20 protein-coding genes are annotated in these 20,193 nt (G+C 73.1%); 5 read left to right on the forward strand and 15 right to left on the reverse strand.

Features of this window, described 5'->3' with window-relative positions; translation table 11 throughout:
• Nucleotides 1-57: 57 nt before the first annotated feature.
• On the forward strand, nucleotides 58-3,843 hold the full coding sequence (locus tag FVE25_RS37045) for a hypothetical protein (RefSeq protein WP_157252140.1): 3,786 nt from the start codon (nucleotides 58-60) through the stop codon (nucleotides 3,841-3,843).
• A 61-nt stretch (nucleotides 3,844-3,904) separates the two neighbouring features.
• Entirely contained in the window at nucleotides 3,905-5,113 is a 1,209-nt protein-coding gene (locus FVE25_RS37050) for a PucR family transcriptional regulator (protein WP_157252141.1), read from the forward strand.
• Here the strand turns inward: FVE25_RS37050 and FVE25_RS37055 are convergent.
• The 7 genes from FVE25_RS37055 to FVE25_RS37085 form a co-directional block, all read right to left on the reverse strand.
• Nucleotides 5,073-5,942 carry a bile acid:sodium symporter family protein gene (locus tag FVE25_RS37055; protein WP_157252142.1) on the reverse strand — a complete coding sequence of 290 codons (870 nt, stop codon included), beginning with the start codon at nucleotides 5,940-5,942 and terminating at the stop codon, nucleotides 5,073-5,075. The two genes, FVE25_RS37050 and FVE25_RS37055, sit on opposite strands and share 41 nt — an antisense overlap.
• A complete protein-coding gene (locus FVE25_RS37060) occupies nucleotides 5,939-6,787 on the reverse strand; it encodes an SGNH/GDSL hydrolase family protein (RefSeq protein WP_157252143.1) in 849 nt (282 codons plus the stop codon). The genes FVE25_RS37055 and FVE25_RS37060 overlap by 4 nt, the downstream gene beginning before the upstream one ends.
• A 10-nt stretch (nucleotides 6,788-6,797) precedes the next feature.
• A complete protein-coding gene (locus tag FVE25_RS37065; RefSeq protein WP_157252144.1) occupies nucleotides 6,798-7,907 on the reverse strand; it encodes an alkaline phosphatase PhoX in 1,110 nt (369 codons plus the stop codon).
• Between the two features lie 108 nt (nucleotides 7,908-8,015).
• Entirely contained in the window at nucleotides 8,016-8,630 is a 615-nt protein-coding gene (locus tag FVE25_RS37070) for an SRPBCC family protein (protein ID WP_157252145.1), read from the reverse strand.
• Nucleotides 8,627-8,989, reverse strand: coding sequence for an ArsR/SmtB family transcription factor (locus FVE25_RS37075; protein WP_157252146.1), 363 nt, complete (start codon nucleotides 8,987-8,989; stop codon nucleotides 8,627-8,629). Before FVE25_RS37075 ends, FVE25_RS37070 begins: the two co-directional genes overlap by 4 nt.
• Nucleotides 8,990-9,209: 220 nt before the next feature.
• Complete coding sequence (locus FVE25_RS37080; RefSeq protein WP_157252147.1) at nucleotides 9,210-9,800, reverse strand: DsbA family oxidoreductase; 591 nt, start codon at nucleotides 9,798-9,800, stop codon at nucleotides 9,210-9,212.
• 34 nt (nucleotides 9,801-9,834) lie between these two features.
• The gene (locus FVE25_RS37085) at nucleotides 9,835-11,043 is read right to left on the reverse strand and encodes an alpha/beta fold hydrolase (protein ID WP_157252148.1); all 1,209 of its coding nucleotides are present in this window, start codon (nucleotides 11,041-11,043) and stop codon (nucleotides 9,835-9,837) included.
• A gap of 87 nt (nucleotides 11,044-11,130) precedes the next feature.
• Here FVE25_RS37085 and FVE25_RS37090 point away from each other — a divergent pair, with 87 nt between their 5' ends.
• Nucleotides 11,131-12,108, forward strand: a complete 978-nt coding sequence (locus FVE25_RS37090) for an acetylxylan esterase (protein ID WP_157252149.1) — start codon at nucleotides 11,131-11,133, stop codon at nucleotides 12,106-12,108.
• Nucleotides 12,109-12,144: 36 nt separating this feature from the next.
• Here FVE25_RS37090 and FVE25_RS37095 read toward each other — a convergent pair whose 3' ends face one another.
• On the reverse strand, nucleotides 12,145-12,432 hold the full coding sequence (locus FVE25_RS37095) for a Fe-S cluster assembly protein HesB (RefSeq protein ID WP_157252150.1): 288 nt from the start codon (nucleotides 12,430-12,432) through the stop codon (nucleotides 12,145-12,147).
• Between the two features lie 148 nt (nucleotides 12,433-12,580).
• On the opposite strand from FVE25_RS37095, the gene FVE25_RS37100 reads away from it, so the two are divergent.
• Nucleotides 12,581-13,741, forward strand: a complete 1,161-nt coding sequence (locus FVE25_RS37100) for a methyltransferase domain-containing protein (RefSeq protein WP_181019840.1) — start codon at nucleotides 12,581-12,583, stop codon at nucleotides 13,739-13,741.
• Here the strand turns inward: FVE25_RS37100 and FVE25_RS37105 are convergent.
• The 3 genes from FVE25_RS37105 to FVE25_RS37115 form a co-directional block, all read right to left on the reverse strand.
• Nucleotides 13,726-14,976, reverse strand: coding sequence for an RNA polymerase sigma factor (locus tag FVE25_RS37105; protein WP_157252152.1), 1,251 nt, complete (start codon nucleotides 14,974-14,976; stop codon nucleotides 13,726-13,728). The genes FVE25_RS37100 and FVE25_RS37105 overlap by 16 nt on opposite strands.
• 90 nt (nucleotides 14,977-15,066) lie before the next feature.
• Nucleotides 15,067-15,420 carry a YciI family protein gene (locus FVE25_RS37110; RefSeq protein WP_157252153.1) on the reverse strand — a complete coding sequence of 118 codons (354 nt, stop codon included), beginning with the start codon at nucleotides 15,418-15,420 and terminating at the stop codon, nucleotides 15,067-15,069.
• Between the two features lie 18 nt (nucleotides 15,421-15,438).
• Nucleotides 15,439-16,047, reverse strand: a complete 609-nt coding sequence (locus FVE25_RS37115) for a DUF998 domain-containing protein (protein WP_157252154.1) — start codon at nucleotides 16,045-16,047, stop codon at nucleotides 15,439-15,441.
• 109 nt (nucleotides 16,048-16,156) lie between these two features.
• Here FVE25_RS37115 and FVE25_RS37120 point away from each other — a divergent pair, with 109 nt between their 5' ends.
• Nucleotides 16,157-16,858 (forward strand): response regulator, encoded by a 702-nt coding sequence (locus FVE25_RS37120; RefSeq protein WP_157252155.1) that lies wholly within the window; start codon nucleotides 16,157-16,159, stop codon nucleotides 16,856-16,858.
• Here FVE25_RS37120 and FVE25_RS37125 read toward each other — a convergent pair.
• From FVE25_RS37125 to FVE25_RS37140, 4 genes are all read right to left on the reverse strand, one after another.
• Entirely contained in the window at nucleotides 16,850-17,455 is a 606-nt protein-coding gene (locus tag FVE25_RS37125) for a hypothetical protein (protein WP_157252156.1), read from the reverse strand. The two genes, FVE25_RS37120 and FVE25_RS37125, sit on opposite strands and share 9 nt — an antisense overlap.
• A 51-nt stretch (nucleotides 17,456-17,506) precedes the next feature.
• A complete protein-coding gene (locus tag FVE25_RS37130; protein ID WP_157252157.1) occupies nucleotides 17,507-17,869 on the reverse strand; it encodes a cupin domain-containing protein in 363 nt (120 codons plus the stop codon).
• 13 nt (nucleotides 17,870-17,882) lie between these two features.
• The gene (locus tag FVE25_RS37135) at nucleotides 17,883-18,128 is read right to left on the reverse strand and encodes an SCO4226 family nickel-binding protein (RefSeq protein WP_157252158.1); all 246 of its coding nucleotides are present in this window, start codon (nucleotides 18,126-18,128) and stop codon (nucleotides 17,883-17,885) included.
• Nucleotides 18,129-18,207: 79 nt separating this feature from the next.
• Nucleotides 18,208-20,154 (reverse strand): family 20 glycosylhydrolase, encoded by a 1,947-nt coding sequence (locus FVE25_RS37140; RefSeq protein WP_157252159.1) that lies wholly within the window; start codon nucleotides 20,152-20,154, stop codon nucleotides 18,208-18,210.
• Nucleotides 20,155-20,193: the final 39 nt, after the last annotated feature.

Below are 20,193 nucleotides of genomic sequence, written 5' to 3' on the forward strand. Positions count from 1 at the left end.
TCTCGTGGCTTATGTTGCTGATGGGATGATTCGAGGCTTCCGGGGGATAGCTCATCGATGTCGTGGCGTGTCCGCACCACCACGTTCGTTGTCGTCTGCGCGTTGCTGGCCCTGCCCGCACCCGCACAGGCCACACCGGAGATCCGTCCGGCGCCGAAGGTGCGCACCCCGGCCCCGGCCGTGGAGACGGTGAAGCGTCAGCCTTCACTGGCCGCCACGATCCCCGCGAGGCCGGCGGGCCCGGCGGCCCCCGAGGTGACCACACCTGCCGGGCCCGCGCTCGCCGACCGGCTGACCGCCGCCGCTGAGGAGCGCCGCCGGGCCGTGACCGACCTCATCCCGGACACCTCCGGCGCCGGCGCGCTCGCGCTGACCCGCGCGGCGGCCCCGCTCGCCAAGCTCCTCCAGGACGTGGACCCGCTGAAGGGCGTGCCGCTGGTCACCTACCGGCTGTGCGTCAAGACCGCCGAGGTGGCCTGCTCGGCGACGCAGCCCCTGGCCACGCCGGTGGTCGCCGACCTCACCGGCGACCCGGCCCCTGACCTGGCCGCCAACCTCGTGCCCACGGCGGGCGCCGGCGGCGCGGTCGGGCTGCGCCTGTCCACCCGCCGCCTGGGCGACGCGCCGCTGCATGCCACGGTCTGGGCCGAGTACGACGGCGGCCGCGTGGCGGTCGGCTTCGCGGGCGAGCTGTCCCGCGCCGACAAAGGCACGTTCAGCGTGGACGTGGACGGCGGCGCCGTACGCGCGGACGTGACCCGCACGGACCCCGGCGCCCGCCTCGCCACCCTCGCCGGCGTCCCCGGCAAGAGCGCGGTCAGCCTGACCCAGACCCCGGCCGCCACCCGCTTCACCGCCGCGGCCCGCCTGGACCGCCCGCGCCTGGAGATCACCACCTCCACGCCCGCCAAACTGGAGGTGGTCGCCACCACCGGCGCGGAGTACCTGCAGGTCGCCCTGGACAACCTGCGCACCCGCACGACCGTCGAGCTGACCCGCGGCGCCGCGGTCGAGGCCCGCTTCCGCTCCGGGGCCGCCATCGGCCGCGCCGAGCTGCACACCGCCACCTACCGCGACGGCCGCCTGGCCCGCCTGGTCGAGGTCGCCGTCGACCGCGTCCCGCCGGCCTTCACCGCCCGGTACGGCAGGCAGCACCTGACCGTCACCTCCGGCGCGCCCCGGGCGAACGCGGCGACGATCACCTACTTCGACCGGGCCGCCGACCGGACCGTGCTGCAAGCCTCCCTGCGCGGGCTGCCCGCCAAGGTCGAACTCCGCCACGACCTGGCCGCCCACCGGGTCACGCACACCGCCAGCTCGGCGCTCGGCCGCTTCGAGGTGCTGATGCAGCGCAACGGCGGCGCCATCGCCAGCCCGCGCGGCGGCCACGTCACCATGATCAAGGACGGCCCGGCCGTCGGCGTGTCGGCGCTGATGAAGGGCCTGTCGGGCTTCGACATCACGTACGGCGCCGCCCCCCGCGCCCACCTGACGACCGGGGCGGGCGGCGGCTCGTTCACCGGCGCCGCGCTGATCGACGGCACCCACCTGGCCAGGCTGGACATCTCCAACACCCCCGCCGAGGTCGACGTCGCCCTGGATCCGGCCGCCCGCACCGCGGTGTACGCGGCGAAGGGCACGATCACGACCCTGAAGGCCGCCTACACCAACCTCAAGGGCGGCCCGGCCGTCCAGGGCGAGGTGCAGGGGATCCGGGAGCGGGTGAAGGCGTCCTGGGCTCTGGGGGAGCGCTCGACGGTCGAGGTGACCACGGATGCCACGCTGAAGAGCCTCACCCTCGACGCCGCCGGTCGCGAGGACGACGTCCACGTGGAGGTCGCCGGGCTGCGGGAGCGGATGTCGCTGGCCGCCGGCCCGGGGACGCTGTCCTGGGACGCCGCCGCGCCGGTGCCGTCGGTCGTCGCGAGCGCCCGGGCCACGGTCGCCGGGCGCCCCTACCGGGCGGCCGCCGAGATCACGCGGGTGCCCGCGCGGTTCGAGGCGTCGTGGGGCCGGGACGGCTACCGCTTCACCGGTGCCGGAGGCCGGGTGGGCGAGGTGGCCGTGGCCGTCGCCAACCACGCCAGGCCCGTCGCCCCGGCCGGGCCCCATCTGGCCGCCCACTTCGACGAGAGCACGGGCGACCTGGACGCCAGTGTGCGGATCAGGGGCCTGACCTCGGCCGCGTTCACCCCGGCCGGGGAGGGCTTCACCGCCGAGGTCCGGGCCGCCCCGCAGAACGTCGCCCTGGACGGCGACCTGACGCTGGGCGGGCGCCGCTACGGCGCGCTCGGCACCGCGGGCCCCTTCCCCGGCCGCCTGGCCGTCTCGGCGACGGGCGGCAAGGTGACCTACGAGGGCGCCAGGCTCGACGTGAAGGGCAGGGTCTGGCTGGGCACGCCCGCCGCCCTGGAGACCATCGGCGCCGCGCCCATGCTGGAGGACGGCGTCTCCGTGGTCACCGCCGCGGACCCGGCCGCCGGGGTGCGGGCCCATCTCGACCTCACCGGCCTGCCCGAGCGGGTCACCGTGGACACCGCCGCCAGGACCGTCGCCTTCTCCGGCTACCAACCGCGCCGCCGTACCCTGCGCCTCTACCTGGACGGCCCCGGCGTGCGGGCGGCGGCGACCCTGCGCGGCCTGCCGTCCCGCATCACCACGATGGACCTCGGCCCCTTCGAGGCCGGGAACACCGCCTACCGCATCGCGCCAGCGGCCACCCTGGGCTCTATGGACGTGCGCGCGGAGATCGGCGGCGTCCGGGGCAGCCTGTCGGTCTCCCCGGTGCCCGCCGCGCTCTCGGTCCGCGGCGAGTACGGCCCGCGCACCCGCGTCCGCGTCCAGAACTCGGCCCCGGTCAGGCGGCTGACGGCCAGGGTCACGGTCGAGGGCAAGGGCAGCGGCGAACTACGCCTGACCGACGTCCCGAAGAGCTTCTCGGTGGACGCCGACGCCCCCGCGTCCGCCCTGCGCGTCCCGGCCGTCACCTACCGGGCCGACGCCGGGACCCTCGACGGCTTCATCGGCGTCGAACGCGGCCTGGCCGATCCGACCGGCAAACTGGGTGACATCTCCCTGGCGGTCAAGGACCTGGCCCGGGAGACCACGGTCCGCCTCAACCCGGACCTCACCCTCGACCTGTTCTCCAAGCCGGAGCCCACCCGCCTGCTGGAGGTCCACGCCGGGCTGACCGTGGACCCGCTGCCCGCGCAGCGCATCGCGGTCAGCCAGGAGGTGCCGAACACGACCGGTTTCCTCAGCTACCACCTCGGCGGGACCTTCGGCCTCGGCCGCAGCTCGGTGGCCGACCTCGGGCTGGCCGTACGCGGGCTGACCTGGCTGAAGATCCGGCCGGGGAAGATCCCCTTCGGCATGCAGGCGCCGCCCGCGCTCGGCTACGTGGCACCGGGCTTCGAGGGCGCCTACACCCGCCTGGACCTGCGCGCCGCCGGCGTGGACCTGCGCCCGGACGTGAACCTGGACGTACGGCTGAGCCGCAAGGTGGGCGAGGACGTCTTCCGCGAGAGCATGCGCCTGGCGCACACGGGCAAGCTGGCGCTGCGCCGCTACGACCAGACCATGCGGCACATCGGCGCCCGGCAGCGCGTCACCGCCGCCGGGCTGGAGCTGGCCTGCGTGAGCGTGGCCGCCAAGCCCGGGTTCGCGGCGGGCGGCGCCAACAAGATCACGCTGCGCGGCGCGGACGGCCCCCAGATGGTCTCGCTGCTGGACCCCGGCGGCCAGAGCCCGGACTACGCGGTGGACCTGCTGACGCACTTCATGTCGCCGTTCCCCGGCGCGGAATGGCGGGTGGCCGGGGTGAAAGCCGGCAAATGTGGCTGAGTCCCGCCGGGTTCTGACTTACTAGAAGGAGGAGTTGCCCCACGATCTCGGGAGCTGACCGATGGGCGAGCCGCTGCGCGTGGCCGGACGTGCCGTGCACGAGCTCCTGGACAGGCAGAAGGCGCGGCTGGCCCGCGAGCTGGTCGCCGCCTTCGTGGCCGAGATTCCCTTCTACCGGGAGTTACCCGCAGAAGAGCTCAGCGACGACATCTTCCGCATCACCGAGCTGAACCTGCGCCTGGTCGCCAGGCTCTTGCGCGAACGGCGCCCGCCCACTCCCGAGGAGCTCGAGCCCTCGTGCGCCTCGGCCGCCCGCCGCGCCCAGGAGGGCGTGCCGCTGGAGGCGATCCTGTCCGCCTACCACCTGGGCGCCGGCCGTATCTGGGAGCTCGTCACCGAGGGCGCCCGGCCGGACGAGGTCGCCGACGCGCTGGCTGCGGGGCGGCTCATACTCGCCTTCACCGAGGCGGTGACCGCCGCCGTCTGCACCGCCTACCAGCAGGAACGCGAAAGCATGGTGAGCCAGGAGCAGCACGCCCGGCACGCCGCCATCACCGCGCTGCTCAGCGGCGAGCCGCCGTCCGGGGCCGGGATCCGGCTGGCCGCCCGCTACCTGGTGCTGGCGGTCTCGCTCGGCGCCCACCCCGACGAGCGCCGCGGCACGGTCGCCGCCCGCCGCAAGCTGCACCGCGTACGGCAGGCCGTGCAGAAGCGCACCAGCGAGCCGGTGCTCTCGTTGCTGGAGCCGGCCGGCGGGCTCATCCTCGCGCCCGGCGTCGACTGGTGTGGCGCCGGCGCCCTGGTGGCGGCAATGGCCGAGGCGGCCGGGGCCGAGGTGCGCGCGGCGGCCGAGGTGGCCGCGCCCGAGGGAGTGGCCGCCGCGGCCCGCCTGGCCCAGGAGGTGCTGGACGTGGTCCACCTCTTCCACCACCCGCCCGGCCTCTACCGGCTGGCCGACGTGCTGCTCGAATACCAGCTGACCCGGCCGAGCGAGGCGATGCGCGGGCTGGCGACGCTGCTGGACCCGCTCACCGACAATCCCGACCTGCTGCAGACGCTCACCGTCTACCTGGAGACCGGCCTGGACCGCAGGCGCACCGCCGAACGGCTGCACGTGCACCCCAACACCGTGGACTACCGGCTGCGCCGGGCGGTCACCCTGACCGGGCTCGATCCGGTGGACCCGGCGCAGCTGCAGAGCATCGGGGCGGCGCTGGCCGCCCGGCGTGTCACGAACCGGCCGGGACCGGCGCCGAGCTCCGCCTCCTGAGCAGGAATCCCGCCGCGGCGGCGGTGAAGAACATCAGCACGCCGTAGGTGGCCGACGGGACGGCCATCTGCGGGTTGGCCAGCAGCCCCATCGCCACCGTGATCGACAGCGTGGCGTTGTGGATGCCGATCTCCATGCAGGAGGCGACGGCCTGCGCGCGCTCGACCTTGAGCAGGCGCGGCGCCCAGTAGCCGACCGCCAGGCTGAGCACGCTGAAGACCAGGGTGATCAGCCCGACGTCGCGGACGTAGCCGGCGACGTTGGCGCGCTCCTGGAACACGACGCCCAGGATGACCAGAAGGAGGATGACCGCCGAGGCGATCTTGACGGGTTTGTGCATGCGCTCGGCGAACGCGGCGAACCTCGCCCGGATGAGCATGCCGATCGCCACCGGCGCCAGCACGAGCGCGAAGACCTGCAGGCTCTTGTCGAACTGCAGGCCCAGCGCGCCCGACTCGGCGCCGAAGTAGCCGATGGCCAGGTTCGTCAGAAGCGGCATCGTGAACACCGCGAGCACCGAGTTGACGGCGGTCAGCGTCACGTTGAGCGCGACGTCGCCGCCGAACAGATGGCTGTAGAGGTTGGCGGTCGTCCCGCCGGGGGAGGCGGCCAGCAGCATCATGCCCACCGCCAGCACGGGCGGCAGGTCGAACAGCAGCACCAGGCCGAGGCACAGCACCGGGAGCACGAGGATCTGGCAGGTGAGCGCGATCACGCTCGCCTTCGGGTAGGCCAGCACGCGGCGGAAGTCCGCCACGGTCAGGCCGAGACCCAGGCCGAGCATGATGACGGCCAGGGCGATGGGCAGGAAGACGCTGGCAGAGCTCATAGAGCGGGGGTCCTGACTGTACGGGTGACGATGGCCGCGAAGTTCCGCATGCCGAGTGCGTTCGGATGGAAGGGCACGGCCGCCGACGCGGGGACGTAGGGCTCGATCCAGCGGACGCTGGATGACTTACAGGGGTCGTGGCCCTCGCTGGGTGTCTGGAAGTCGACGTAGCCGACCCCCATCGCCGCCGCCTGCTCCCGGAGGGCCTGGTTGAAGTAGGCGAGGGTGGCGCGGATGTAGTTCGCGTCGACGGACAGCACCGGGACCCGGGGCCAGCAGCCGTTCCTGGGGGCGTAGGTCCCGTAGCCGACCACGAAGATGCCGGCCTGCGGGGCGCGGGCGCGGATGTCGCGGATCAGCTGGTCGATGCGGGGCCGCAGGGCGTCGGTCGCGACGCGGAAGCGGTCGCGGCCGTCGGGCTCGCGGTACTCGTCGTAGCAGGGGTCGCCGGGCAGGATGCTCAGGCAGTCCTCGATGAAGCCGGTCAGGTCGAGGTCGTTGCCGCCGATCTGCACGGTGACCAGGGTGGCGTCCGGGCCGACGGCGTCGAGCTGGGGCGGGACGGTGCCCAGTTCGGTGCGCTGCGACTCGTACATGTCCTGTACTTCGGCGCCGGAGCACGTAACGTCACGCAGCGACGCGCCTAGATCCGCCGCCGACAGGTGGGCGTAGTTCCTGTCGGAGCGGAAGCAGCCGAGCTGGGGGAGGATCTGGTTCGGGATGAGCGGGCCGGAGGCGGCCGAGTCGCCGAGGGCCACGTAGACCCCCGCCGCCGCGTGAGCCGGTGGCGTCAGGGCCAGGACGAGTGCGGCGGCGGTGCATAAGGCGAGTAATCGACGGATCATCGTGCGCTCCCTAGCGTCGGAACGGACCGGTGACTTCGTAGGTGATGCCGCCCGTGCCGGCCGTCTCGCCGCTGGTGCCGCGCTGGGAGGAGAAATACAGGCGGGTGCCGTCGGGGGAGAAGGCGGGGCCGGTGATCTCCGAGCGCGACTGGCCGTCCAGCCGCATGATCGGGGCCACGACCCGGTCGGGCGTGATGATGTTGATCTCCATGTTGCCGCCGTCCTCGGCGACGTACAGGTCTCCTGCCGAGGTGCCGGTGATGTTGTCGACGCCGTCGAGGCTGCCGCCGCCGTCGTAGACGGTGCCGAGCACGTTGCGGGCGGCGTCGTAGAACCAGACCTTGCGATCGCCCTTGGCGGTGAAGTAGCAGACGCCGCCGGCGTAGTGGCAGCCTTCGCCGCCGTTGAAGTGCAGGGCGTCGCTCACCTGGTGGCGGGTCTGGCGTTCCAGTACGGCGGGGCCGGGGTTGGGCACCTGCTTCCAGGCGGGCCCGGCGCAGAGCACGTCGAGGCGGCCGCTGGACAGGTCGCCCCAGGTGCCGGGCGTGAACCGGTAGAAGCAGCCGTCCGACTCGTCCTCGGTCAGGTAGATGACCCGGCGGTCGGGGTCGCACGCGGCGGCCTCGTGCTTGAAGCGGCCCATCGCGTTGCGGGGCTGGGCGGCGCGCACGCCGTAGGGGTCGGTCTCGTAGACCCTGCCGCGGAAGATCTCTTCACACGACAGCCACGTGTTCCACGGCGTGGCGCCGCCCGCGCAGTTGAGGTTGGTGCCGGACAGGATGCGGTAGGCGCGCTCCACCGACCCGTCGGCCCTGAACCTGATCGCCGAGGCGCCGCCCGCGAGCGGGATCTCGGAGTTGGAGACATAGATCCACCCGGTGCCGTCGGCGAAGCAGGCGCCGCCGTCGGGCGCCGGATGCCATCGGATGCCGCCGGCGTCCTGCCCCGACCGGGCGATGACACGGCCGGTGAACCCGGCGGGCAGGGCCATCCCGTTGGCGTCAGGCGGGCCGAGGGGTCCGTACGGTCCGGCGCCCGCGTCGGCGTGGGCGGCGTCCTGCCAGAGGGATCCGGAGAGGGCGGCGGCGGAGACGGCGAGGAGGAACGTGCGTCGCTGCATGGCTCACACCATGAGGCGGGCTCGCGGATCTGTGAATTGGGCGGCGCGGCAAACCTCGGGCGGGTTTCCTGTGACCCATCACAAACGCCCTTGACGCGAGGTGAACCGTCAGTTGATGCCGGGTGCGAAGAACTGCTCGGCCATGGCCTTGCCCTGCGCGATCTCCTCGGCCGTGGCGGTCCCCGAGGCGGCGACGGCCTTCTCCCACGCCTGCACGGATGCCTTGGAGTAGCGCAGGGCCTCCTCCGACCGGGCCGCCTCGGCCGGGTCGTCGCCCGGCTGGACCTCTCCGGTGACGAACAGGGCGAGGCCCAGCAGCGCGCCGTCCCAGCCGGGCCCGACGGTGAAGGCGCCGGCGCCGCTCTGGGCCATCGCCAGCGGGACCGAGTGCTCCAGGACGAAGTCGGTGCGCTCGTCGCCGGCGGGGCTCAGCCGTACCTCGACGATGCTGCTCACATCGCCGAAGGTGACCTTGTAGCGGCCGGGCGGCTCGCACTCGAGGATCTGGCCTCCGGCGTTGCCCTCGAGCTGGAAGTTCCCGCCCGGGCGCAGGTCGCCGCTGATGGGCATGAACCAGCGCTTCATGCGGTCGGGGTCGGTCAGCGCGTCCCACACGTCGGCGACCTCGGCGTCGTAGGTGCGCTTCAAGACGACCGTGACGCGCTCGTCGTCGCGGGTGACGTCGCGGTGGGTGGCGTTGATGTGGCTCTCGATGTCGATCATTGTTCTCTCTTCTCGTCGGTGGCTTCGGCGGACTTCCGGCGTTCTCGTCTGCCGCGGGCGAGTTCGGTGGCCAGTGCGTCGAGGTGCTGGGCCCAGAACCTGCGAAACGGCTGCAACCACACGTCGACCTCCTTGAGGGGGGCGGCGTTGACGGCGTAGAGCCGGCGCACGCCTTCGGCGCGCACGGTGGCGAACCCCGAGTCGCGCAGGACCCGCAGATGCTGGGAGACCGCGGGCTGGGAGATGCCGAACTCCGCCTGGATGGCGGAGGTCAGGGAGCCCGAGGTCTGTTCGCCGTCGGCGAGCAACTCCAGGATCCGGCGGCGGACGGGGTCGCCGAGAACGTCGAAAGCGTGCACGGCCCGACTATGCCAGCCTTGGCTTATATAAGTCAACTCTTATATAAGCGGGAAAACCGGTGGCGCCGCGTCCGCCCGCCGGGCTACCGTCGATCTCCTCCCCTCCGCCATGTGAACCGGACGGCATCCGTGTCTCGTAGCCGTCCGCCGGCTGCCTGGTCGCCGATCCACGCGGCTTGACCGGCAGGGCCCGTGGGCCGCGCGCCGCGACGGGCACTTCTCATGGCGTCAGCAGGCGGCGGATCGCCTCGGGCGCCTGCACCCCCGAGACCGGCTCCCGCCCGTCGATCACCAGCGCGGGCACTCCGCGCACGCCCTGGGCGGCGGCCCGGTGCTCGTCGTCGCGCACCTCCCGGGCGAAGGCGTCGTCCGGGAAGGCCACGCCCGGCAGAATCTCCTCGCGCACCCGGTCCAGCACCGCGGGATCGGCGAGGTCGCGCCCCTCGGTGTGATAGGCGCGCAGGAGACGTTCCACCATCTCCTCGCCCTTGCCGTGCGCCTGCCCGAGCTTCCACAGCCGGTGCGCGTCAAAGGTGTTCACCGGACGGGCCAGGTGCAGGTTGAGTTCCAGGCCGTCGGCGGCGCCGGTCCTCCTGATCAGGTCGTTGCGGGCGGGCGCGCGATCGCCCCACCACTGGTGCATGGCCTCCTCCGCCGTCGGCCCCGGCGTACGGCTCGCGCCCGGGTCGAGCTCGAAGCTGCGCCACACGATCTCCGGCGGCTCGGCCAAACCGGCCAGGGCGGCGGACAGGCGGCGCTTTCCGATGTAGCACCAGGGGCACAGGATGTCTGCGTAGATTTCCACCTTCATGTCCCCGATCCTGCAACCTCGAGTGCGGTTGAGTTCAAGCCGGGCCGCGATAGGTCGGCGGCCGCTCACCTGCCGGGACGCCCGGGTTCTCGCCGTCCAGGAAGCGGCGGACCGCCTTCCGATAGGCTCCCGGCGCGTCGTCGTAGGCGGCGTGCCCCGCGCCCTGCAGGTAGACGAGCCCGCCCCGCGGATAGTCCCTGATCGACGACCAGGGCTGGAAGTCGCAGGAGCCCTTGATCAGCAGGACCGGCACGCCGCCGGCGGCGGGCGTGGCGACGGGGCGGGCGGCCAGGCTCGCGTAGCCGCCCGCGCCCGGCACGACCGGTACGGCGCCGGCCCCCGGGCAGTGATGGGCGGCGGCCGTCAGCCTGCGCTGCCGGTCGAGCCGGGCGTCCAGCTCGCCGTCGCCGGCGAACGCGCGGGCGGCCTTCGGCTCCACGCGCAGCAGCGTCTGGACCGCCAGCATGCGGGCGTCCATGCCGAGCCACGGGGGTTGCGGGTCGCCGGGGAAGCCGAAGGCCGCCGCCGCGGTGCGCAGGGGAGCGGGGGAGGAGAAGACCACGCGTTCCACCCGGCCGGGGAACGCGCCCAGGTAGGCGGCGGCCAGCTGCGCCCCCGTCCCATGGCCGATCAGCACGACGCGCTCGGCGGCCAGTTCGTCGCGGATCGCCTCCAGGTCGGCCACGTCGCGCGGCAGGCCGTACCCCTGAGGGTCGGCCAGGCGCTGCGAGCGCCCGGTGCCGAGGGGGTCGTAGACGTAGACGTCGCGCCCGTCCGCCGCGAGCGCGCCGAAGAACGCGGCGTCCCCGGCGAGGTCGCCGCGCCCCTGCAGGACGATCACCGGCGCCCCGGCCGGCTTCTTGGCGGCCGCCTTCACGTAAGCCAGCCGCGAGCCGGTGGGCAGCTCCCACTCCCGCTGCCCCTGCACGCGCGGCGCCGCCACGCCCGCGCCCGGCACGGTGAGCACGGCGGCCGACACCTGCCACACGACCAGCGCCTCCACCCCGAGCAACGCCACCGCCCGGACCCAGCGCCCCCAGGTGGCCCGTGGCCGCGGCACGCACAGCAGCAGCCCGAGGTAGAACACCGAGGCGAACCCGGCCAGCGCCGCGGCGGCGAACACCGGCGGCCCGGCTCCCACCGCCGCCATCCCGGCCAGGGTGGCCAGGCCGAGCACCGGCGCCAGCAGCAGGACGGCCAGGCCGCAGGCCAGCCGCCCGCTCACGCGTAGGAAGCGCCTCACATCGGCCGAACCTATCGGGTGGATAGCGGTTTCCAGGTGGAATGAGATGAAATATCAGGACCCTACGAGAGGCTTGGTGACCCCGACATGCCGCTGTTCGACCTCCCCCTGGACGAACTCCGCGCCTATCGCCCCGAGCGCGACGAACCTGCCGACTTCACCGAGTTCTGGACCCGCACACTGAGCGAGGCCCGCGCGTTCCCCGCCGACCCCGTCTACACGCCCTACGAGCTGACGCTGCCCGGAGTAGAGGTGTCCGACGTGCGCTTCTCCGGATGGGGTGGCGACCGGATCAACGGCTGGTTCATCGTGCCGCGTGGCGCCGAGGGGCCGCTGCCGTGCGTCATGCACTACATCGGCTACAGCGGCGGGCGCGGCTTCCCGCACGACCACCTGCTCTGGCCGGCCGCCGGGTACGCGGTCTTCGTGGTCGAAACCCGCGGGCAGGGCGCCGCCAGCGTCGGCAGCCCCGGTTCCACCCCCGACCCGCACGGCGGCTCCGGCCCGCACGCCCCCGGCATGATGACCCGCGGCATCCTCGACCCGGACGAGTACTACTACCGCCGCGTCTTCACCGACGCCGTGCGCGCGGTGGACGTGGCCGCCGAGCACCCGCTCGTCGACGCCGGCCGGATCGTCGCCTCGGGCGGCAGCCAGGGCGGCGGCATCGCCCAGGCGGTCGCCGGCCTGCGCACGGACCTCGCGGCCGCCCTCATCGACGTGCCCTTCCTCACCCACTTCCGCAGGGCGCTGGAGATCACCGGCCGCGACCCGTACCAGGAGGTCGTCCGCTACCTGGCCAGCCTGCGCGGCAACGTGGAGCGGGTCTTCAGGACGCTCGCCTACTTCGACGGCCTCAACTTCGCCGCCCGCGGCACCGCCTCGGCGTTGTACTCGGTGGCGCTCATGGACGACGTCTGCCCGCCCTCCACCGTCTTCGCCGCCTACAACCACTGGCAGGGCCCCAAGGAGATCACCGTCTATCCGTGGAACCAGCACGAGGGCGGCGGCGGCTTCCAGCGCGAGGAGCAGGTGCGCCACCTCGCGAAGCTCTTCCCCGCGTGAACGGGGAGACCCCGGCGGCCGGGGCCTCCCCGCGAGTCACGCGAGCTTGTCGGTCACCACGAACGAGACCCCGCCCTGATCGTCGGCCCCGGCGTCCAGGGCCTTGTCGTCCAGGATCGTGGCCGCCACCGGGTCGAGGTAGACCCGCGCGCCCTCCGCCTCGACGATCTCGTCGGTCGGCTCGGGCGCCGCGGCCAGGGTCAGCGTCAGCGATCCGGCGCTCTCGCCCTTGGACGAGATGCGCACCCCGCTCTGCTCCGGCTCCGGTGTCGTGGCGGTGAGGTCGCGGATGGCCTGGGCTGCAGTGGGTGTCAGGGTGAGCACAACGGCTCCTCCTCGTTGTCGACGTGCATGAGTTGCCTGCCCTGCCCGCGATGGGCCGTCTCAACCATCCTGGCGGAATTTCTTTACCCGAATGAGCATGGGCGGGCACGCGCCTGGCAGCGAAGTGGACAAAAGGGATAATCAACGGATGAGGCAGTTGAGGGAGCGCATGGTCGACCGGCTCACCGCCGGCGCCGGCATCAGCACCCGGGTCGCCGGCGCGCTGCGCGCGGTTCCCCGCCACCTGTTCCTGCCCGGCCTCGAGCCGAGCGAGGTCTACCGCGACGAACCCATCATCACCAAGCGCGACGAACTCGGCATCCCGATCAGCTCCTCCTCCCAGCCCGCCATCATGGCCGCCATGCTCGACCAGCTCGACGTGGCGCCCGGCCACCGGGTGCTGGAGATCGGCGCCGGCACCGGCTACAACGCCGCCCTCCTGTCGCTGCTGGCCGGCCCCCGCGGCGCAGTGGTCACCGTGGACATCGACCCCGATCTGGTACGGCAGGCCCGCGAGCACCTGGCGGCCGCCGGGCACCCGGACGTACGCGTGGAATGCGGCGACGGGGCCGCCGGGTTCCCCGGGGCGGCGCCGTACGACCGGATCATCGCCACCGTCGGCGTCTGGGACCTCGAGCCCGCCTGGGCGGCGCAGCTCGCGCCCGGCGGGCGCTTCGTCGGCCCGCTCGACTTGCGCGGCGTGCAGGTCTCCGCGGCCCTGGAACGCCGGCCCGGCCGCTGGGAGAGCGTCTCGGTGGTGCCCGCCGGGTTCATGCGCATGCGCGGCACCGCGGCCGGGCCCGAGCGCATCCGCCCGATCACCGAGGGGCTCATGCTCTTCCTGCCCGAGCACCGCGAGGTCGGCGACCTGTGGCCGGCGTTGTCCGGGCGGCCGGTCGCCGACGTGCCGACCGATGTGCGGGCCGCCAGGGGCGAGATCAGCGTGGGCTTCGGCCTGTGGCTGGCCACGCACGAGCCGTTCTGGTGCACGTTCACCGGTGAGCCGAGGCTGCTGCCGCCGGCCCCCGTGAACGCTCCCGGAATGCGCATGACCCAGGGAGTGGCCGAGGACGGCAGCCTCGCCTTACTCACGGCCGACCTGTCCGCGCTCGGTTTCGGCCCGCGCGGAGCCGAGCTCGCCCATCGGCTCGCGGCGCACGTCACCGCCTGGCACGAGGCGGGCCGCCCGGGCGCCGAGGGGCTGCGCATCCAGGCGTGGGACCTGCCCCTGACGACCCGGCCACCGGCCGGCGCCACGGTCATCGACAAGCGCGCCACCCGGCTCGTGATCGGCTACCGGGAGGCGTGACCCAGGTGCGCGGCGCGCTCCTCGAACAGGGCGCGCTCGCCGGCGTTGCGGGTGAGCGCCGCCGCCCGCCCGAACTCCGCCCGCGCCTCCTCCCGCCTGCCCAGCTTCTCCAGCAGGTCCCCGCGTACGGCGGGCAGCAGCGGATACTCCCGCAGCGCCCGGTCGCCGGCCAGCGCGTCCACGATCTCCAGCGCCCGATCCGGGGCCCCGGCCATGCCCACGGCCACCGCCCGGTTCAGCTCCACGACCGGCGACGGGGCGACGTGGCCGAGCAGCACGTACAGGGCGGCGATGCGCTCCCAGTCGGTCTCGGCGGCCGTGCGGGCCCGCGCGTGGCAGGCGGCGATCGCGCCCTGCAGGCCGTAGGGGCCCAGGCGGCCCAGCGACTCGGCCCGGTCCAGCGCGGCCAGCCCGCGGCGGATCAGCAGCCGGTCCCAGCGCGCGCGGTCCTGCTCCAGCAGGGGGATGGGCCGCCCGCCGGGTCCGGTGCGCGCCGCCGTACGCGAGGCCTGGATCTCCATCAGCGCGACCAGCCCGTGGACCTCCGGCTCGCCCGGCATGAGGCCGGTCAGGATCCGGCCCAGGCGCATCGCCTCCTCGCACAGCTCAGGACGCATCCAGTCGTCCCCGGCGGTGGCCGAGTAGCCCTCGTTGAAGATGAGGTAGACGACCTCCAGCACCGAGGCGAGCCGGTCGGGCAGTTCCTCGGCCGGTGGGAGCTCGACCCGCACGCCCTTCTCGGCCAGCGTGCGCTTGGCGCGGGAGACGCGCTGGCCGAGCGTGGTCTCGGGGACGAGGAAGGCCCGGGCGATCTCCTCGGTGGTCAGGCCGCCGAGCAGCCGCAGGGTGAGCGCCAGGCGGGCGTCGGCGGGCAGCACCGGGTGGCAGGCGGTGAACAGCAGCCGCAGCAGGTCGTCCTCGATGGGCGGCCGGTCCAGGACGTCGTCCACCTGGTCGCGGCGCAGCTCCTGGTCGCGGCCGATCTGGGCGAGCTTGTCCTGGTAGCGGGACTGGCGCCGGAGCATGTCGACGGCGCGGTGCTTGGCGGTGAGCATGAGCCAGGCGCCCGGGTTGTCCGGCACGCCGTCGCGCGGCCACTGTTCGAGCGCCGCGACCAGGGCGTCCTGGGCGAGTTCCTCGGCCAGGCCGATGTCGTGCACCATCCGGGCGAGCCCGGCGATGACCCGGGCCGACTCGATGCGCCAGACCGCCTCGACGGCCGCATGGGCGGTCATGGCGACCGGTCCCGCGCGTGAGCTGTCATGGCACCCGATCCAAGCAGCAAGCCCCGGCCGGTGTCACCGGCCGGGGCCCATGCCGCGGGATCAGGGGGTGAAGATGTGCAGGACGTCCGCCTGCCCCTCCCAGCCCTCCCAGTGGTCACGGTGGATCTTCAGGAAGCGCGAGGCCCACTCCACGGCCTCCTCCTTGGACTTGACCTCGAAGATGGCGTAGCTGATGAGTTCCTTGGCCTCGGCGAACGGGCCGTCGGTCACGCTCAGCTTGCCGCCGGTCAGCTCGACCCTGGCGCCCTGGGAACTGGGGGACAGGCCCGCGGTGTCGAGCAGGGCGCCCGTGGCCGCGGTCTCCTCGCCGAGCTTGGCGATGGCGGCCATCAGCTCCGCAGGGGGAGCGGTGGCGGGCTGGCTGGTGACCCGGAGGGTGATCAGGTAACGCATGGCGATGATCCTTTCCCGTCAGACTGTACGACGGTAGTGGAGGGAAACGACGGCCAGCCACGTCCAGATGAGGAGGATGGCGGCGGTGAAGGCCAGGTTGGCCCATACGGCTCCGGCCCCGATGGCGACCGCGGCGAAGCCGAGCAGGAAGAGCACGCCGGTGACGCGCGAGTACAGCGGCCCGAAGCGGCGCGCGACGACGAAGCAGGCGGCGCCGACGGCGACGAAGCCGATCAGGCCGCAGAGCAGGTGCAGCATGCCGCCCGCGCTGATGACCCCCGGGCCTTCCGGCGTGCCGGCCGGGAAGCCCATCGCGGGGTCGGCCTTGAAGACCGCGGCGCCGACGAGGCTGAGGGCGTAGACCGCGATCAGCCGCGACGCCCACGGGGAGCCGCCGGCCCGGTGCATGCCCACCGCGGCGGCGCCGGTCGCCAGCGCGGCGACCAGGAAGTTGGCGACCTGGATCCAGCCCAGCTCACCGTTGGCCAGCAGGCTCCACTGGTGCCGGGTGAGGTCGAAGCCCTCGCGGGTGAACGCCTGGGCGAGGCCCACGGCCACGTACAGCGGCCCGGCCACGACGCCGGCGGTGAGCAACGTCCTGGTGACGCGGGTGCGGGTGGTGGTCATGTTCTCTCTCCCTCTTCTTCGTTTGGTGACGCATCGAAGGAGAGGAGCCGGTTTCGACAACCACGCCGGAAGAATTTTCCGCGGCGGCCGGAGGGCTATAGTCATGCGGATGACCCAGGGTGAAGGCCCGGTGAACGCCCGGCCCACGAGCGTGCTCATCGCCGACGACCAGCCCAAGGTCCTGCGCGCCTTCGCCGCCGTCCTGTCCGCCCAGCCGGACCTGCGCGTCGCCGCCACCGCCCCCGACGGCGCCGAGGCGGTACGGCAGGCCCGCCTGACCCACCCGGACGTGGCGCTGCTCGACATCCGCATGCCCGAGATGAACGGCATCGACGCCGCCCGCCGCATCCTCCGGACCGAGCGCACCCGGATCATCATGATCACCACGTTCGACCTGGACGACTACGTCTACGACGCGCTGACCGCGGGCGTCAGCGGCTTCCTGCTCAAGGACGTGCGCGCCCCCGACCTGGTGGCCGCCGTCCGCACGGTGGCACGGGGCGACGCCCTGCTGGCGCCGGCGGTGACCAGGAGGCTGATCGCCGAGTTCGCCCGCCAGCGGCGCCGCCCCGCCGTACCCGGCGGGCACGGGCTGACCCCGCGCGAGACCGAGGTCCTGCGCCTGCTGGCCCGGGGCCGCTCGAACGCCGAGATCGCCGCCGAGCTGGTCGTCTCCGAGCACACGGTGAAGACCCACGTGGCGCGTCTGCTGGCGAAGCTCGGCCTGCGCGACCGTACCCAGGCCGTCATCCACGCCTACGAGATCGGCCTGGTCGTCCCCGACTCCCGCGGAGAGCTGCCGTCAGCGTGAGTACAGCCAGGGCTCACGCAGGTCGAAGAACGACGGCCCGCCGTCGAACAACCCGATGTACTCCTTGAACGACGCCTCCAGCTCCGGCGGCAGGGTCTTGCCCTCCCCCTCCCTGGCGTCGGCTTCGCTGGTGAAGTAGGCGGCCTCGGTGGAGAAGCCGGCGTCGGTGATCGCGGCGACGCTGCCCAGCAGGTCCGGCCGGAACCGGGGCAGATCCTCCTCACTGGCGGCCAGGATCGCGCCCAGCCGCCCCAGGTCCGTGATCCGGCCCTGGATGATCTGCACGAACCCCGCCAGATCCGACCCACCGCCCAGGTACGTCTCGACCTGGTCGCAGTCGTGGAAGGCGATCTCGCCGGTGAACAGCTTCTCCGTCTCCGTCCACCAGGCCGACTGCCCGGGCCGGTCGGAGTTGCGCCGCGCCTGCTCGCGCGAGGCGAACCGGGCCAGCAGGATCAGCGTGCCGCTCTCCGTGACGCCGGCGGTCGTGCCGAGCCAGCCGTACGAACCCGGGGCCAGCTCCCGCGCCCACTGATCGGCGGCCGCGCGCATGGCTGCGGCGTCCGCCACCTCGCCCTGGATGACCTGGATGAACATCTCCCCCTCCCCTCACCCGTACGGCGGGGCCGTCACCCCGCCGCAAAGGCGCTAGCTCCCTTCGGGCTTGGCGTACTCCGCGGCTCCGCCCGCGAAGTCGTAGACGATGAACTGCTCGTCACCGAGCACCCAGGCGTCGTGGCCGGGCGGGCAGACGAACACGTCGCCCGGCCCCACCTCGGCCTCGGAGCCGTCGCGCATGCGCAGCCGCAGGCGGCCCTGGACGACGTAGCCGTTGTGGTGCACCTCGCAGTACTCGGTGCCGGCGATGGGCTTGACGGACTCCGACCATCTCCAGCCGGGCTCCATCGTGGCGACGCCGAAGACGAGCCCGCTCAGGTTGCACACCTCGAGGTGCCCCCGAGGGAAGTCGCGGCGTTCGTCGGGCTTGTCGACGTTCTTGACTTCGATCATGCTGCCTTCCCCCTCAGATCGTCAGCGGCACGGGATGGATCTCGTCGGCCGGATGGCCCGCGCGCTGATGGATCCTCTGGACCGCGCCGGCGTCCGGCGCGTCCGACAGGCAGTAGACGAGGCCCGACTCCGGGTCCGCCCATGCCTGTTCGAAGGTGACCCTCTCCTGTGACTGGATGGCCAGGTCGGCGTCGTGGGCCTCGCGGAGCTGCTCCTCGGTGATGCCCTGCATGCCGTGGTGGACGTCCATGAACTTCATGGCTGCCTCCCGAGTGCGGATCCCTCCCAGCGTAGGTCTGAGGCGGGCCACGGGTTTCCCAACGAAGTCCCAAACCCCGTTAGGGAGCCACCTCCAGGTAGTCGAGGTTGGGGCCGCCGGCGGCGGTGGTGGCGGTGGCGCGGACGACGTTCGCGCCCGCGGTGAGGTTGAGGGTGACGGTCCTGGTCTGCCAGGTCGTCCACGCGCCGGTGCCGGGGAAGTCCACCACGGTCCCGGCCACGTTCAGGGGCCGGTTGGCCGGGGTGCCGTTGGCGTAGCGCAGGCGGATCGCGGCCGGGCCGGTCGTCGCGGCGGTGACGGTGAACTCGACGTAGCCGCCGGTGACGTTGTCGTAGTTGACGAACCCGGTGCCCGAGTAGCCCGCGTGGTTGGACTCCACGGCGCCCCGGGAGATCACGGCGTTCTCCGCCTCGTAGCGGCCCGGGGCCGGCCAGGAGACCTGCGGCGAGCGGTAGAAGCCGATGCCCATGACGTCCCAGCGCGGAGCCTGCGCGGCCAGCCGGGCGCGGAAGGCGCTCCAGTTGTGCGTGGACCACGGCGACCAGCCCAGCTCGGCGATGGCGGGCAGGCGCGGGAAGGCCATGAACTCGATGTGGTCCTCGGTGACGATCGTCTCGGTCCAGAGCGGGGCCTCGACGCCGAGCACGGCCGAGGCGGGCACGCCGCTCAGGTGGCTGCCCGGGTTCCACTCGTAGGCGGTCTTGACCTCGATGAGCCCCGCCCAGTCCTGCCCGAGCGGCGTCGCGGCGGTGTACTTCATGTCCAGGTACGCCTTGTTGGCCGGAGACATGATCACCTTGGCGCCCTTCGACACCGCGGTGGTCACCAGCGAGTCGGATGTCGTCGTGCCCCAGTACTGGGCGATCCGCCCCGGTGAGTGCTGGACGGCCGAGGCGCCGATCTGGTGCCAGCCCACGACCGCCTTGCCGCGCCCGGCCACCATCGGCTGCACGCGGTTCATGAACGCCGCGTACTGCGCGTCCGGCGTGGCGTCCGCCTCGTCGCCGCCGATGTGCAGGTACGGCCCGGCCGTCAGCTCGGCCAGTTCCCCGATGACGTCGGCGGCGAAGGTGTAGGTGATCTCCTTGGTGGTGCAGAGCGAGCTGAAGCCGACCCCAGTGCCGGTGTAGAGCGGCGGGGCGACGCCGTTGCAGTTGAGCTCGGCGTAGGAGGCGAGGGCGGCGTTGGTGTGCCCCGGCATGTCGATCTCGGGGACGATCGTGATGTGCCGCTGCGCGGCGTGGGCCACGATCTCGCGGAACTGGTCCTTGGTGTAGGAGCCGCCCGGGCCGCCGCCCACCTGCGTGCTCCCGCCGTACGTGGCCAGGCGCGGCCAGGAGTCGACGGCGATGCGCCAGCCCTGGTCGTCGGAGAGGTGCAGATGCAGGTAGTTGATCTTGTAGAGGGCGATCCTGTCGAGGTGCCGCTTGACCACCGAGACGGGCATGAAGTGCCGCGAGACGTCGAGCATCGTGCCCCGGTAGCCGAAGCGCGGATAGTCGACGATCCGCCCGCCCGGCACCGTCCACGGCCCCGGCCGCACGCTCGCGCTCTCCACCTGCGGCGGGAACAGCTGCCGTAACGTCTGCACCCCGTTGAACAGCCCCGTGGCCGTCTGCGCCCGGATCACGACCCCGCTCGCCGTCACGTCGAGCTGGTAACCCTGCTGCCCGACCGTGGCCGGCGCCCCGGACAGCAGCAGCGACAGACTGCCCTGCCCGCCCTGGCCGACCGGCAGCGCGTACCCGGTCGCCGGCCGCAGCAACTGCGCGAGGTAGCCGCCCACGCCCGCGTCGTCACTGGCGATCGTGGCGTCCGGCCCCAGCGTGTACGGCGTGGCCGCCGCCTGGACGCTCACCGGCGCCGGGAGCACGTCCCCGATCGCCCCCGCCGCGCTGGCGGCGGCCGCCGGGCTCCCCGGGGCCGTGGCCCCGCCCGGCGCGGCGATGAGGGCGGCGGCCAGCGTCAGCCCCGCCAGCGTGCTACCGATGCGGGAACGGCCCATGGTGATCCTCCGCGGGTGGCTCCGTGATTGTTAGTAAGC

It is taken from the genome of Nonomuraea typhae, assembly GCF_009760925.1.
Taxonomy (GTDB): Bacteria; Actinomycetota; Actinomycetes; order Streptosporangiales; family Streptosporangiaceae; genus Nonomuraea; species Nonomuraea typhae.

Bases quoted from the DNA above. Each gene is read 5' to 3' on its own strand.
- FVE25_RS37045 (WP_157252140.1), top strand. From the start codon at position 58: ATGTCGTGGCGTGTCCGCACCACCACGTTCGTTGTCGTCTGCGCGTTG.
- FVE25_RS37050 (WP_157252141.1), top strand. From the start codon at position 3,905: ATGGGCGAGCCGCTGCGCGTGGCCGGACGTGCCGTGCACGAGCTCCTG.
- FVE25_RS37055 (WP_157252142.1), bottom strand. From the start codon at position 5,942: ATGAGCTCTGCCAGCGTCTTCCTGCCCATCGCCCTGGCCGTCATCATG.
- FVE25_RS37060 (WP_157252143.1), bottom strand. From the start codon at position 6,787: ATGATCCGTCGATTACTCGCCTTATGCACCGCCGCCGCACTCGTCCTG.
- FVE25_RS37065 (WP_157252144.1), bottom strand. From the start codon at position 7,907: ATGCAGCGACGCACGTTCCTCCTCGCCGTCTCCGCCGCCGCCCTCTCC.
- FVE25_RS37070 (WP_157252145.1), bottom strand. From the start codon at position 8,630: ATGATCGACATCGAGAGCCACATCAACGCCACCCACCGCGACGTCACC.
- FVE25_RS37080 (WP_157252147.1), bottom strand. From the start codon at position 9,800: ATGAAGGTGGAAATCTACGCAGACATCCTGTGCCCCTGGTGCTACATC.
- FVE25_RS37090 (WP_157252149.1), top strand. From the start codon at position 11,131: ATGCCGCTGTTCGACCTCCCCCTGGACGAACTCCGCGCCTATCGCCCC.
- FVE25_RS37100 (WP_181019840.1), top strand. From the start codon at position 12,581: ATGAGGCAGTTGAGGGAGCGCATGGTCGACCGGCTCACCGCCGGCGCC.
- FVE25_RS37105 (WP_157252152.1), bottom strand. From the start codon at position 14,976: ATGACCGCCCATGCGGCCGTCGAGGCGGTCTGGCGCATCGAGTCGGCC.
- FVE25_RS37110 (WP_157252153.1), bottom strand. From the start codon at position 15,420: ATGCGTTACCTGATCACCCTCCGGGTCACCAGCCAGCCCGCCACCGCT.
- FVE25_RS37115 (WP_157252154.1), bottom strand. From the start codon at position 16,047: ATGACCACCACCCGCACCCGCGTCACCAGGACGTTGCTCACCGCCGGC.
- FVE25_RS37120 (WP_157252155.1), top strand. From the start codon at position 16,157: ATGACCCAGGGTGAAGGCCCGGTGAACGCCCGGCCCACGAGCGTGCTC.
- FVE25_RS37125 (WP_157252156.1), bottom strand. From the start codon at position 17,455: ATGTTCATCCAGGTCATCCAGGGCGAGGTGGCGGACGCCGCAGCCATG.
- FVE25_RS37130 (WP_157252157.1), bottom strand. From the start codon at position 17,869: ATGATCGAAGTCAAGAACGTCGACAAGCCCGACGAACGCCGCGACTTC.
- FVE25_RS37135 (WP_157252158.1), bottom strand. From the start codon at position 18,128: ATGAAGTTCATGGACGTCCACCACGGCATGCAGGGCATCACCGAGGAG.
- FVE25_RS37140 (WP_157252159.1), bottom strand. From the start codon at position 20,154: ATGGGCCGTTCCCGCATCGGTAGCACGCTGGCGGGGCTGACGCTGGCC.